At 62.7% G+C, this 12,904-nt stretch carries 17 protein-coding genes and 1 tRNA gene; 14 read left to right on the forward strand and 4 right to left on the reverse strand.

Annotated elements, in window-relative coordinates:
* Positions 1 to 17 precede the first annotated feature (17 nt).
* Complete coding sequence (locus Q0D31_RS00195; protein WP_291842064.1) at positions 18 to 398, forward strand: hypothetical protein; 381 nt, start codon at positions 18 to 20, stop codon at positions 396 to 398.
* Here the strand turns inward: Q0D31_RS00195 and Q0D31_RS00200 are convergent.
* Entirely contained in the window at positions 358 to 1,983 is a 1,626-nt protein-coding gene (locus tag Q0D31_RS00200; protein ID WP_291842066.1) for a beta-(1-6) glucans synthase, read from the reverse strand. The two genes, Q0D31_RS00195 and Q0D31_RS00200, sit on opposite strands and share 41 nt — an antisense overlap.
* Positions 1,984 to 2,232: 249 nt before the next feature.
* Here Q0D31_RS00200 and Q0D31_RS00205 point away from each other — a divergent pair, with 249 nt between their 5' ends.
* From Q0D31_RS00205 to Q0D31_RS00245, 9 genes are all read left to right on the forward strand, one after another.
* Positions 2,233 to 2,793, forward strand: coding sequence for a beta-1-3, beta-1-6-glucan biosynthesis protein (locus Q0D31_RS00205; RefSeq protein ID WP_291842068.1), 561 nt, complete (start codon positions 2,233 to 2,235; stop codon positions 2,791 to 2,793).
* 202 nt (positions 2,794 to 2,995) lie between these two features.
* The gene (locus Q0D31_RS00210; RefSeq protein ID WP_291842070.1) at positions 2,996 to 5,677 is read left to right on the forward strand and encodes a glycosyltransferase; all 2,682 of its coding nucleotides are present in this window, start codon (positions 2,996 to 2,998) and stop codon (positions 5,675 to 5,677) included.
* A 140-nt stretch (positions 5,678 to 5,817) separates the two neighbouring features.
* A tRNA-Lys gene (locus tag Q0D31_RS00215) sits at positions 5,818 to 5,893 on the forward strand.
* Between the two features lie 263 nt (positions 5,894 to 6,156).
* A complete protein-coding gene (locus Q0D31_RS00220; protein WP_291842071.1) occupies positions 6,157 to 6,432 on the forward strand; it encodes a hypothetical protein in 276 nt (91 codons plus the stop codon).
* 318 nt (positions 6,433 to 6,750) lie between these two features.
* Positions 6,751 to 6,909: a hypothetical protein gene (locus Q0D31_RS00225; RefSeq protein ID WP_291842072.1), complete on the forward strand. Its 159-nt coding sequence runs from the start codon at positions 6,751 to 6,753 to the stop codon at positions 6,907 to 6,909.
* Between the two features lie 403 nt (positions 6,910 to 7,312).
* The gene (locus tag Q0D31_RS00230) at positions 7,313 to 7,501 is read left to right on the forward strand and encodes a hypothetical protein (protein ID WP_291842074.1); all 189 of its coding nucleotides are present in this window, start codon (positions 7,313 to 7,315) and stop codon (positions 7,499 to 7,501) included.
* Positions 7,498 to 7,911, forward strand: a complete 414-nt coding sequence (locus Q0D31_RS00235; protein WP_291842076.1) for a response regulator — start codon at positions 7,498 to 7,500, stop codon at positions 7,909 to 7,911. Before Q0D31_RS00230 ends, Q0D31_RS00235 begins: the two co-directional genes overlap by 4 nt.
* 113 nt (positions 7,912 to 8,024) lie before the next feature.
* Positions 8,025 to 8,807, forward strand: a complete 783-nt coding sequence (locus tag Q0D31_RS00240) for a Crp/Fnr family transcriptional regulator (protein WP_291842079.1) — start codon at positions 8,025 to 8,027, stop codon at positions 8,805 to 8,807.
* Between the two features lie 282 nt (positions 8,808 to 9,089).
* The gene (locus Q0D31_RS00245) at positions 9,090 to 9,494 is read left to right on the forward strand and encodes a hypothetical protein (RefSeq protein WP_291842081.1); all 405 of its coding nucleotides are present in this window, start codon (positions 9,090 to 9,092) and stop codon (positions 9,492 to 9,494) included.
* 42 nt (positions 9,495 to 9,536) lie between these two features.
* On the opposite strand, the gene Q0D31_RS00250 is transcribed toward Q0D31_RS00245, so the two are convergent.
* Positions 9,537 to 9,935: a hypothetical protein gene (locus Q0D31_RS00250; RefSeq protein WP_291842083.1), complete on the reverse strand. Its 399-nt coding sequence runs from the start codon at positions 9,933 to 9,935 to the stop codon at positions 9,537 to 9,539.
* A gap of 158 nt (positions 9,936 to 10,093) precedes the next feature.
* Between Q0D31_RS00250 and Q0D31_RS00255 the strand changes: the two genes are divergently transcribed.
* The 4 genes from Q0D31_RS00255 (at position 10,094) to Q0D31_RS00270 (ending at position 12,124) form a co-directional block, all read left to right on the forward strand.
* Positions 10,094 to 10,339 carry a hypothetical protein gene (locus Q0D31_RS00255; RefSeq protein WP_291842085.1) on the forward strand — a complete coding sequence of 82 codons (246 nt, stop codon included), beginning with the start codon at positions 10,094 to 10,096 and terminating at the stop codon, positions 10,337 to 10,339.
* Between the two features lie 157 nt (positions 10,340 to 10,496).
* Positions 10,497 to 11,096, forward strand: a complete 600-nt coding sequence (locus tag Q0D31_RS00260; protein ID WP_291842087.1) for a formyltransferase family protein — start codon at positions 10,497 to 10,499, stop codon at positions 11,094 to 11,096.
* A gap of 201 nt (positions 11,097 to 11,297) precedes the next feature.
* A complete protein-coding gene (locus tag Q0D31_RS00265; RefSeq protein ID WP_291842089.1) occupies positions 11,298 to 11,639 on the forward strand; it encodes a hypothetical protein in 342 nt (113 codons plus the stop codon).
* A gap of 50 nt (positions 11,640 to 11,689) precedes the next feature.
* On the forward strand, positions 11,690 to 12,124 hold the full coding sequence (locus tag Q0D31_RS00270; RefSeq protein WP_291842091.1) for a hypothetical protein: 435 nt from the start codon (positions 11,690 to 11,692) through the stop codon (positions 12,122 to 12,124).
* Between the two features lie 62 nt (positions 12,125 to 12,186).
* On the opposite strand, the gene Q0D31_RS00275 is transcribed toward Q0D31_RS00270, so the two are convergent.
* Together Q0D31_RS00275 and Q0D31_RS00280 are read right to left on the reverse strand one after the other, a co-directional pair.
* Positions 12,187 to 12,387: a hypothetical protein gene (locus Q0D31_RS00275; RefSeq protein WP_291842093.1), complete on the reverse strand. Its 201-nt coding sequence runs from the start codon at positions 12,385 to 12,387 to the stop codon at positions 12,187 to 12,189.
* A 38-nt stretch (positions 12,388 to 12,425) separates the two neighbouring features.
* The gene (locus tag Q0D31_RS00280) at positions 12,426 to 12,824 is read right to left on the reverse strand and encodes a RidA family protein (protein WP_291842095.1); all 399 of its coding nucleotides are present in this window, start codon (positions 12,822 to 12,824) and stop codon (positions 12,426 to 12,428) included.
* Between the last annotated feature and the right edge of the window lie 80 nt (positions 12,825 to 12,904).

Raw genomic sequence — 12,904 nt, forward strand, 5'->3', positions numbered from 1 at the left:
CCGATCATATTCACGCGATGAAAAAATCCCCGTTCCGCCTCACGCCCTATCAGGTTCAATTTCTGCTCGTGGTTGGTTTCGTGACCGTCGGCTATGCGCTTTATTTGCGCTATCTCGCGATCGAGTTGTCGACGGTCGCTTTGGCCTGCGATGCCGGCCAGCAGACCCTGCTGTGCAAGTCGCGCGCGCTTGCCACCTACCTTTTCAAGAATTCCGTGTTCGGGATCGTCGCGCTCGTGATTGCGGTGCTCCACGTCATGCGACCGTCGATCGTGCTGTTGACCGGCGGGCTGATCGCGGCCGGATTTGGCATCGTGCTCTACAACGTCGCCATGGCGGGGATCGCGATCGGGCTGCTTATCCTGGGATTTGCGCGGCCCGCGCCCGCAACAGCGTGATCGCCAGCAGCAGGTAGATTACGCAGGTCCACATCGACTGCCAGTTCTGGTTGCCCTCGTTGAACCCGGTGTAGAGTGCCGTTGCCACCAGTAGTCCGGCAAAGGCGGACTCGGCGATCGGACGCACGCCCTCGTTTGGACGGTTGACCAGCATCAGCGCCGCAAATGGCACCACCGCCATGGTCAGCGCAGCGAACGGAAAATCGCGATAGCGCGGATCGAACACAAAGCCGAGCGCCGTCGCGGCGGCAATCAGCGTCGTCACGATCAGCACCACGCCCAGCAGCGCCGTCAGCGCCGACCCGGTCCGGCCATCGCGCGGGCCCAGCAGCTCCAGGAAGGTCGGCAGCGGCCGCCCCGACATCGCCGCGTTCGCGCAGAGCATCGGCGAGGCAATGGCCGCAGCCAACAGCAGCCCCCATTGCAGCCATCCGCCGGTCCCGTAGCTTTCGTAGTACATCTTGTCGACGGCGATGCCGAGAAGCATGCCGCCGACCGTCGCCGACGTTCCGACCGCGAGCCACGACGCCAGCCGCGGTTGCCATGGCCGGCGTCGCAGCGTCAGCCAGCCGACCAGGAAGACGACGGCGCTGAGCGCCATCCCGCCTCCCATTTGCAGTTTCCAGAGCGGGTAGTTGCTGACCTGTTGGCCCGGCGGATATTTCACCGCGCGCTGTGTCGCATCGATCAAGCCCCAATAGCCGCCGACGGTGCCTTCGAGCTGGCGTTTCCACGGCTGGTCGAAGGCCTCGATCAGGTTGACCCGAAACCCCTCACGCTTGGCCAGATCGAGTATTTCGGACACCACGCGCGCCTGGTTGGCCCGCGAGGGCAACGCGCCTTCGCGCATCCGCCCCGCGCTCGGCCAGCCGGTTTCGCCAATCAGGATTTCCTTGCCCGGAAACGCGACCACCATCCGCTTGCGAATATCGTCGACATGGCCGACAGCAAATTTCGCGCGCACCGGGATGTCTTCCCAATAGGGAAGGATATGGATGGTGACGAAATCAACGGCTTCATAGACCTCGCGGTTGCGCAGCCAGAATTCCCAGACGTCGGCATAGGTGACGGGGACGGTGACCTGCGGCTTGACCGAACGGATATAGGCGGCGAGGTCCGATGCCGTCATTTCCCCGCGCAGCAGCACCTCGTTGCCGACCACCAGCGCAGTGATGACATCTGGATGCTCCTTGCTCAGGGCGGCCGCGATTGAAATCTGCGCCAGGTTCTTCAGCCGGTTGCTGCTCAGCCAGATGCCCTGGATCACCTTCAGCCCGACCTTGCCGGCAATGGCGGGAACCTGGTCGAGCCCGTTCTCGGTCGAATAGGTCCGTATGCAATCCGTGATCGCGGCAAGCTGGGCCAGGTCCTGGGCGATCTGCTCCGCGCTGATATGGGTGGTCGGAACCAGCGGCGTCTGCGCCCCGCGAAATGGCGCATAGGATACACATTGCAGCTTGGCGGCGGGATCAATCGGGGCGCGCGACAGCGAAATCGGCGTGGCCAGCCACCACCAAAGCGCCGCGATCATACCGAGCGATGACAGGAGAAGCGCCAGCGGCGTACGAAGAGAAATCGGTTCCATCCTCCGGGCGGGGACCGTCGATTAGCCGTTCATCGGCGTCCTGCCAAGATGCACCGTGGCCTTATTCCCCGCCTTTCCCCGCCGGCGGCTTTACCACACCACGATAAAGTTGTGACTTTACTGGACAAAATCCGAAATACCCGTCATTTGAAGCGGCACGCGTCTCCGCCGCAATGGAGACCTATTTGGACGGCAAAGCCAGCCATCATGCGAGCCGCTTTTCGCGGCAGCTAACCAATCGGGGAATGTATGCGTCGTAGGCTGCTTGGTTCCAGGGCTTCGGTATTGCGCCACGTCACCGCTGTGGGCCTGGCTCTGCTGATCGGATTGGGCGTAGCGCACGCCCAGAGCGGCCCGGCGCCCCAGGACCAACCCGCCAAGGCGCCCGCCGCCAGTTCCGCCGACGTCAACCGGGACAACCAGCGCAAGACGGACGAATTCGTCGAAGCGTCGCAGGCTATCAACGGGCCGGGCGGAAACCCCGAATGCGTCTGGCTTGGCCGCCGCGTGGTGCGCCTGATGTGGCTGGATGACCTCGATACCGCGTTCCGGCACCTCGACCTCTATGACCGATTCGGCTGCCCCGGCGGACACGTCCAGGCCACCTTCCGCTGCCTGACTCGTTTTGGCGGTCAGATCGATCCCAAGGTCGCGGAAACCCTGTCCAGCCGCATCCATGCCTGCTGGATCAATCCGGGAGTACAACCCCAGGCCGCCGCCGCGGCCAATCCGGCGGCCGCTACCGCGCCCGCCACCGCCGGCGCCGCGCCGGCGCCAGCCCCGGGCACCGCTGCGCCAGCGGCAAAGTAGGCGATCGCGTCGGCGAGCAAGCTGGCCGGCACGGCGTTCGGCTTTTTTGGCGCTCGAACGGTCCGCGCCCTTAAAAGGCCACCGCGCCATACCAGTTGTGAAATCGTGTGGCTGGATTATCTTGATGATGCCGCTGTATCGGTCGAGCCCAGGGGACAGGTTCGCTTCCCTTAAATCGCAGCCCCGTATGGTTTAACCCCCGATGCGCGCCGTTGCCGCCGTTCTGCTGTTTGTAACCGCAGCTCATGCCGGGCTGTGGGGCGTGCTCCAGGAAAAGCGCGCTGCGCCCGATTTCCGGGGCATCCTGCCCAGCGTCTCCTATGCGCCGTTCGAGGGAAGCGCCCATCCCGACGTCGACAACATTCCGCAGACCGAGAAAATCCGCGCCGACCTCAAGAAGCTGTCGACGCTGACGCGCGCGATCCGCCTCTACTCTTCGACCGGCGGCGTCGAACTGGTTCCGCCGATCGCCGCCGAGTTCGGCCTCAAGGTCACCCTCGGCGCCTGGATCGACAAGAATGCCGACCGCAACGCCCGGGAGATCGACGCCGCGATCAACCTCGCCAAGCGCAACAGTAACGTCAACGGAATCGTGGTCGGCAATGAGACGGTGTTCCGCGACGAGCAGAAAGTCGACCAGCTGATCGAGATCATCAAGCGGGTCAAGAAGTCGGTCAATGTCCCCGTCACGACAGGCGAAATCTGGAACATCTGGCGCGACAATCCCGAACTTGCCTCCTCGGTCGATTTCATCGCCGCGCACGTGCTGCCGTATTGGGAAAACTTCACCGACAAGCAGGCGGTCGATCAGGCGGTCTATCTTTACGGGCTGCTTCGCGAGAAATTCCCGGGCAAGCGCATCGTCATCGCCGAGTTCGGATGGCCGAGCGCCGGATATAATCTACGCAACGCTGAACCCGGCATGTTCGAACAGGCTTCGGTGCTGCGCAATTTCGTCACCCGCGCCGAAGCGATCGGCATGGAATACAACATCGTCGAGGCGATCGATCAGCCCTGGAAATTCTTCGAAGGCGGCGTCGGACCCTATTGGGGCATTCTCGACGCCTCGCGCGAGCCGAAATTCGCCTGGACCGGCCCGATCGTCAACGAGAACTACTGGAAGCTCGCGACGATCGCGCTGCTCGTGGGCATCCTGATGTCGCTGCCGATCCTCAGGATCGCGCGACCAACCGTGATGCAGACGCTCGTGCTCTCAACGGCCGCCAACGGCGTTGGCGCCTGGGTCGCCACCGTGTTCGCATTCTGGGCCGGGCACTATTTCGTTTTCGGCTCGGCCTTTGCGCTGACGCTGGGGCTGATCCTGCTGGTGCCGCTGATCCTGATCGCAATGGCGCGGATCGACGAGATCGCGGCGATCGCCTTCGGCCGCGGCCCGCGGCGGCTGATCGCCAAGAGTCCGGAACCGATGGCGCCGGCCACCATCGGCGACGCCGTCGCATTTCCGAAAGTGTCGATTCACATTCCGGCCTATTTCGAGCCGGTCGACATGCTCAAGCAAACGCTCGATGCGGTTTCGCGGCTCGATTATCCGAACTTCGAGTGCGTGGTCATCATCAACAACACGCCTGACCCGGCATTCTGGCAGCCGATCCAGGATCACTGCCGCGCGCTCGGCGAACGCTTCAAGTTCATCAACGCCGAGAAGGTCCAGGGCTTCAAGGCCGGCGCCTTGCGCATCGCCATGGAGCGAACCGCGGCCGATGCGGAGATCATCGGCATTATCGACGCCGACTACGTGGTGCAGCCTGATTGGCTCAAGGACCTCGTGCCTGTTTTCGCCGACCCCCGCGTGGGCCTGGTGCAGGCGCCGCAGGAACATCGCGACGGCGACCGTTCGCTGATGCACTACATCATGAACGGCGAGTATGCCGGGTTCTTTGACATCGGCATGGTCCAGCGCAATGAGTACAACGCCATCATCGTGCATGGCACCATGTGCCTGATCCGTCGTTCGGCGATGGATATGGCCGGCGGCTGGGCCGGCGACACCATCTGCGAGGATACCGATCTCGGCCTTGCCATCATCGAGCACGGATGGCTGACGCACTACACCAACCACCGTTACGGCCATGGCCTGCTGCCCGACACCTATGAGGCGTTCAAGAAGCAGCGCCATCGCTGGGCCTATGGCGGCTTCCAGATCGTCAAGAAGCACTGGCGGCGTTTCCTGCCCGGCGCCAGCCGGCTGACGCGGGATCAACGCCGCGAGTTTTCGCTGGGCTGGCTGAACTGGCTGGGGGCCGAAAGTCTCGGCGTGCTGGTGGCGATCCTCAACCTGATCTGGGTGCCGATCGTGGCTTTTGCCGACATCGCCGTTCCCGACAAGATCCTGACGCTGCCGATCATCGCCTCCTTCATTGTCTCGCTGGTGCATTTCGTCGCGCTCTACCGGCTGCGCGTCAAGATCAACGCCGGGCAAATGCTGGGCGCCATGATCGCTGCGATGAGCGTGCAATGGACGGTGTCGCGGGCGGTGGCGCAGGGCCTGATCACCGAGCATCTGCCGTTCGCCCGCACCTCCAAGGGCGGCCTGTCCGTGATGTCGATCGAATTCCAGGCGTTCTGGGAAGCGGTGATCGGGGTGCTGCTCTTGGTCGGCGCCGCCGTGCTTGTCGTCACCAACAGCTACAAGGAAGTGCGCGAGATCTACATCTTTGCAGCGGTGCTGGTGCTGGAAAGCCTGCCGTTCCTGTCCGCGGTCGCGATCGCGCTGCTGGAGAATTCCCGCGTCAACTCCTTTGCCTTCTGGCGCACCAGCGCCGTGCGGACGGCGGAACTGATCGGGCTGCGCCCGGTCAGCCTGCCGACGGTGAACACCCCGCCGCAGCCGGTAGCGTCGGAGATTCGCCGCGAGGCAAACTGAGGTGATCGCCGGGCCGGCAGAGTTGAAGAAGCCGGGCTAACCGATAGACGCGCAAAGGAATTCCGGTTGCCCGGGCTACCTGTTTGCGGCCCGGCCGCTATTGACCCGCAGGGGTCCGCCCCCTACACAGCGCGGCGAGTGAGCGCGTAGCTCAGGTGGTAGAGCACGTGACTTTTAATCATGGGGTCGAGGGTTCGAGTCCCTCCGCGCTCACCAATAAAGTCATTGTCCGGCCCGGACACATAGGTAACGGATCGTACCTAAGACATGGGTGACAACCTCGTGCCGAACGCGTGCCTTGTGCCGGTCTCCTCCTCGTTTGGCTTCAGCGAAACCGTCATCACGTAGGCACGCGCCGACCGTTCAACTGCGCTTGCATGTTTTCATCCCTCACGTCGAATTGCGTTTTGTTGTGCAAGAGGCGAGGAACACCCATTTGGTAGCGCGATTACTCCCAACTTCAACAAAGGGAGAATCGAATGAAAACGGTTGTTGCGATCACTACTGCTCTTGTTCTGGTGTGCGGACCAGCGCTTGCTCAGAACACCGGCGCGCCCGCTGCCGCCCAAAGCGACCCGGCGAAGCCTGGTATGGGTAACCCGGAGCAAGGCTTCCGAGGCACGACAGGTGCTTCCACCACACCGTCACCGGGCGGTGACCCCAGCACTTCAGGCGCGGGCACTGCGGCAGGACCTAACAATACCGGTGCGGCCAAGGAGCCGGGCAATGTGCAGAAGGGCGTGAACAAGCAGTAAGCCTGTCACCGATGAGGAAGAGGCCGCCTGCTGTGCGGCCTCTATCGTCTGCGGTGCGATCTAGTTTCGATCCTACCCTGGCTACGATCGGCCTCGCACTCGGCATCGGATTCGATCTTTGGCGAGTTGGGAAAATGAGCAAAACAGCAAAGTGAGCAAAACAGCACAGCGCAAGCAAATCGGATGTGATCGGCTCACCATCGAACGTCGTTGGCCGCTTCGGCGACGTTTCTCCAGATGGCCCCGGCGCAGCCCCAGCCCCCAAAGCCGCAAGCGCCGGGGCCATCCCCTGCCCGCGATACCAACAGTAGGTTGGCCATGGAAAAGATCATCATGGATCAGTTCGTTCGCCGGGAAAACATCGCGCTCTTCAAACGACGGATCGCTGAAGCCGGGGACGAGAGCATGCGAAATATACTGATGAAGTTGTTGGCGGACGAGGAAGCCAAGGGCGCGTCGGTGAACGCGGCGGAATAGAGCGGCTGGGCGTCACTTCCGTAGATTGGCCCGCTGCATCAAGTTCGGGCTGTCTGCATCACCGTGCGCCTAAATTCCCGAGGCTGGGCTTGCTGCAGCATCCGCCCGTCTCGCTTGTGCGAGATATCGAACGGTTGAGACCGGTCCTGGCTGGATTAAAACGACGCCGCCGTCCACATCCCCCGAATTGACCTCCCATACGAGATCCAACTTGGCCCGATGTTTCCTGGAGTTTTTTCTTCGTCCCAACCCGTGTTTAAGCGAAGAAGTTCACTTCTCGCTTGCATCGGGTGCTCAATCCGCGCCTTTTTCTGCCGATACGGAAGAGTTCTCTGTGGTGTGTACCACCGACCCGGAGTGCCACGGCGTGCCATGACTTACTTCCTGACACAGGAAGTTTGCGATGTCCGTTCCAGAGAGCTTGCAGCGACAGGTCGAGTGCCTGCGGCTGGCGTCGGAACTCACGCGCCTGGCAGGCGAGACCTCCGACCCGGTGTTGAAGACGCAGTTCCTCCGGGCAGCGGCGAACTGGTCGGCACAGGCCGATCTCGCTGACGGTCCGGCTTTGCGCAAATCTGGACTGACCCAATGATCAAAACGCCCGCCCGCCGCCTGCCCGTCGTCTTGATCGTGGATGACGAGCCCCTTCTTCGAATGTTTGCCGCGGAAGCTGCTGAAGAGGCGGGCTTTGCGGTGCTACAGGCCAAGAACGCCGATGAAGCGGTTATGGTACTGGAAGCCCACCCGGACGTTGCGTTGCTGTGTACCGACATTAACATGCCCGGCAGCATGAACGGACTTGAGTTGGCCCATGCGGTTCGAAACCGCTGGCCTCTGATAAAAACCTTGATTGTGTCGGGCCAGATGATGCCTGGTCCATCTGACCTTCCTCCTGACAGTTGCTTTCTTGGAAAACCGTACCACACCGAGGCGATGATCGCGGAGTTGCACTTGCTTGTGGCAGCCCATACGCAAGACGGTATCCCGGCATGTCGTAAGTGAGCTGTTTTGCTCAGACTTCCAGCAACGAGCGGGTAAACTCGGCGTTAGATGATTTCTCATGGCTTGAGCTCCGCGTGTGCCGTTGAATCGTCATCCAGGATTGACGCGCCGCGATGCCACAAACGCAAACCGATCATGACGTGCGGAGCAATCAGTTGCTGGGCGCGCTGGAGCCGGCCAGCCGGAGGCGAATCGAGCCCCATCTTGAACCGATCGAGTTCAAGCTTGGCGGGATGGTGTGCGACGCCGGTGGCCTTCTCAAGCACGCATATTTTCCGCAAGGCTCGGTACTCTCGCTGCTGACGGTTCTGGAGAATGGCGCAGCGATCGAGACCGCCAACATCGGACGGGAAGGCGCGTTTGGCCTATTCGCGGCGATGTACAGCCGGGTCTCCTTCAACCGATGCATCGTGCAATTCGAGGGACATACGGTGCGATGTCCAATCCAATTGCTGCAATACGAATTCAAGAGCAGCGAGCATGTGCGCGACCTGTTCGTAAGCTATTCGGAAACCCTGCTGTCACAGGTGCAACAAACCGTCGCTTGCAATTCCACGCATACGACAGAGGAGCGAATGTGCCGGTGGCTTCTGATGATGCACGATCGGGCCGAAGGCGAGGCGCTTCCTTACACCCATGAATTTCTGTCGCAGATGCTGGGTGCCAACCGCAAGTCTGTGACACTCGCCGCGCAATCAATGCAGACCGCCGGTCTCATCAGTTACCGTCGCGGTACCATCCAAGTGCTCGATCGCGCTGGCATGGAGAAGGCGTCATGCGAGTGCTATGCCATCGTCAAGGAACGTTTCGACGCTTTCCTCACCCCGCCGGCCACGGCCGTTCAGGGCCACAACGAAGGTCGCAGGACAGGCACACTGACCGGGAACAATGAGTGAAACGGGAGCAAGAGCTAGCGACTTGACCGACAACCGACCCCGCAGGTGCTCAACGCGAGATTCCGCTTCATGGCCGCATTCAAGCGCAACTGCGCGGAATCCCTAAGCGAACGTTGCCGCGCTTCGCCCGGCCAGGATTGCATGATCATTCAGACCCGGTTCATCACGCAACTGTCAAAGTTTGGCCGCGTCCGTTTGGAAAATTCGGTCTGCTTCTATCAGCCAGCATTGCACCGAAGCCGGATCGCGTCATAACCTCGTGGCTCCCCTGGAGTTTGTCCGATGATCCTCACTATTGCCGCCTCAGCCCTGGCTCTGCAGTTGAGCAGCATGCCGGCTAGCGTGGCGCCGCCATTGCTTCAACCCGTGCAGTACGGCGTTCCCAGGCATCCGCCGCCGTGCGGCCGCGGCTGGGATCACAGCGCCCGCGACGGCATGTGCTATCCGAACGGCTTCTTGCCGCCGCAGGATCAGTCCGCCAGGCGCTATCAGCAATACCATCATGGCGGACATTACCCCGTCAGGTGCGGCCACGGCGCCGACCTGGATATCCGGGACGGCCTTTGCTACCCGAACGGAACGGTTCCGCCGCAGTTTCAATCAGCCCGTCAGCGCCATTATTATCATGGCGACGGCTACTACCACGAACGACGCCCGCAGCGACGGCACTACTATTATTACGACTGAGCGCCGCAACCTGTCGGCCCGGCACGATCGGTTGTCCTGGCGCTAACAGCCGCGGCAGATCCCGGTGAAGGTGCTGACCTCGGCGCGCCCGCGCCGCCGGACCGGCGGCTTTCGCGGCTTCATTGGCCGGCCGGTGATGATCCGTTGCGAGGCGCCGGTGTAGGGCGGCGGCATCACCGCCCGCGGTGACGGCGTATCGACAGCGCCGTAGGAGACCGGCGGCGCCGGCGCGTTGGGCACCAGCGGCGGGATCTTCGCGGCGTTGCCGATGCCGCTGGGATCGGAAAGCACACTTGGGTTGGCGGGCCCGAATGGCACGCCTGATATCGCCGAATTACCCGCACCAGCCGATCCCGCCGGCGGCGTCAGCTGGGCGAACGATTGAGTGGAAGCGAGCACCACAAGCGCTGCCAGCAGAAACAGCGCTGAATTGACGGACATCGGTTTCTCCCAGGCTCAGCATTCAACGATCCGGTGCGCGCCGCGTTCCCCAGGTTGCAAGCCGCTCCGTTTTCCACTTTCCGTCTTTTTCAGGAGTAGGCGCAGGTCCGAGAATCAGGCCTAATCACGTCGCAATCACGCCTTGGGATTGGGGCGGAATGAACCAGACTGAGATGTTCGATGCCGATATCCGGGCCCTGCAGCAATGGCTGCGCGAGGCCTGGCAGCAACTCGGCGATCCCTCCCTCACCGCCTTCACCCGGCGCGAATTGCGCAACCAGATGAAGCAGTGCAACACCGAGCTGCGCGCCCACCTGCAGAGGACCGCCCGACAGCGGTTCGAACCGCACCGGGAGCCGATCCCGAGCTTCACCAGGCCCCGGCTGCGCATTCTGGCCGGGTGAGGTTCAACGGATCAGACGCCCGATGGTACCGGCCGCCCCACCGAACCGCCGCCAATTCTGCCCCTGTTGATAACCCGAAAGCCCCCGACCCGGCGGCGAGACAGGCGGCCATGGTATGCTATCGGCATATCGGCCACGCTAAGGACGGACAAAGCACATGCGGATCACCCTGATCGGATCCCGCCATTTTGGCGTGACAACCCTGAACATGCTGCGCGAGCGCGGGGTCGATATCGCCCGTGTCGTCGTTCATGATCGCGAGGACCGCCTCGCCGCCGCCGCGCAGGCCGCCGGGATCGAAATTGTCGTCCAGGCCGATCCCAGGCTCGTCGCCGCCGCCGAGATCGCGCCCCGGACCGACCTGATCGTGACCGCGCACAGCCACGCCCGGGTCTCCCGGGAGGCGCTGGCCGCCGCCAGGCTCGGCGGCATCGGCTATCACCCCTCGCTGCTGCCGCGCCATCGCGGCATCGCCGCGGTGGAATGGACCATCAAGGAGGGGGATGCGATCGCAGGGGGCTCCGTCTATCACCTTGCCGACCGCATGGATGCCGGCGCCATCGCCGCGCAGGAGTGGGTGTTCGTCAAGAAAGGCGAGACCGCCCGCGAGCTATGGGAGCGCGCGCTGGCGCCGCTTGGCCAGAAACTGCTGGCCGAGGTCATCGATTACGCCAAGGTCCACGGCAGCCTGCCCGCCAAGCCGCAGGACGAGCAATTCGCGACCCTGGCGCCGAGCGTATCGGATGCGAAACACTAGGACTACCTAAATACCGCATGACGCTGGAAAGGCCGAATCAGCGGTTCAAAACTTCGAAACTCTACGTCCGGAGCCGGAATCAGATTTACCCTATGTACTTGAGTTAACAAGGAACTTTGTCCGGTATTGCAATGCACCTAAGTTTGGACACATTGTAGCCAGACAATACAAACCATCACGAACAATTCGGGGATTTGATTTATGCGTTCCAACCGCATCAGCGCGTTTCTTGTTGCCGGAGCCGCCACCATTGCGACTGCGCCGGTCTCGGCCCAGCAGCCCTATGACGGCCTCTGGCAGGTCACCGTCGTGACCAAGTCCGGCAGTTGCGACGCGCAGACGACCTCGACCATCACGGTTGCCGATGGCAAGATTTCAGGCGGTCCGGTTTCCGGCAGCGTCGGCAGCGGCGGCCTGGTGCGGGTGTCGATCAATGGCGCGCAGGCAAACGGTCAACTGAGCGGCAACTCTGGGTCAGGGAAATGGAACGCGGCTTCAGTCGGTGTACCCTGCAGCGGTCGATGGGAAGCATCCCGTCAGTAAGGCGGCAAGATTGTTCGTTCGCGCGGCGGCTGGCATTCGGAGCCGTCGCGTTGGTCGCCCTTGTCGCGCCCTCTAGCGGTCATGCCGACGCGGGCGCCTTTGCCGGCATGGCGGGAAGCTGGTCGGGCGGCGGCACCGTCGCCCTCGATGATGGGTCCAGCGAGCGCATCCGCTGCCGCGCGACCTACAAGGTCATCGGCGCCAGCATGGACATGGACCTGACCTGCGCCAGCGACGCCTACAAGTTCAACCTCAGGGCCGCGGTCGTTGCCCAAGGCGGCGAGATCACCGGCACCTGGAGCGAAACCAGCCGCAATGTCGGCGGCAGCATTCAGGGCCGCGGCGCCAGTGGCAGCCTGCGGGTGGTGGCCCAGGCGGCCGGTTTCACTTCCAACATCACGTTGAGGACCGCCGGCAACAAGCAGTCGATCGCCATGAAGGCCGACGCCCAGTTCCGCGCCGCCAATATTTCGCTGTCGAAGTAGACGCACAGCCCACGCGGCGGACCGTCCACGCAAGGGCGATCCGATTTCGCAAGCGGCGTCCGTTAGCTCGTCTCCGGCTTCCCGAGCTTCGCCGCCGTCTCCTTGATGGTCTTGGCGATCAGCAGCGCCTGCTCCTTGTTGAAGGCGAAGTCCTGCACGCCTTTGTGCGTGGTCAGCGACAGCACCATGATGTCGGGCTGCTGCTCGGGCCAGCCCGTCGCGAACGCGGTCACGAAGTCGGCGGAGGTCGATCGAGTAGTCATTGGTTTCCTTTTCTTGGCTGGTTCGCGTCCGAAGCACGCTACGTCTTGGGAACGTAGGCGGTGACTTCAAGTTCGACCTTGGCGCGCTCGTCGACCAGCCCGCCGATATAGAGCAGCGTCGACGGCGGAAAATTCCGCCCCATGGTTTCCTTCCAGGCCGCGCCGATGCCGGCGCCCGCCGCTTCATATTCGCTGCGGCTTGTGAGGTACCAGGTCAACCGCACGATATGCTCGGGTCCCGCGCCGGCCTCGGCCAGCAGCTTCATCACCCGCTTCAGCGCGGCGCCGACCTGGCCCGCCATATCAGGCACGTAGTCGCCCTTCTCGTCGCCGCCGGTCTGGCCGGCGAGCACAATCCATCGGCCGGATCCATCGACCTCGACGCCGTGCGAAAAGCCGCGGGGTTTCGACCATTCGGCCGGTTGCAGGAAACGCATGGGCAAGTCCTCCCTTGACATCAGCGTTGCATAGCACCGAACGGGCGGGCGCTCCCACCCTGAATTTTCGGGTGGCGTCC

Source organism: Bradyrhizobium sp., assembly GCF_022844465.1.
Classification (GTDB): domain Bacteria; phylum Pseudomonadota; class Alphaproteobacteria; order Rhizobiales; family Xanthobacteraceae; genus Bradyrhizobium.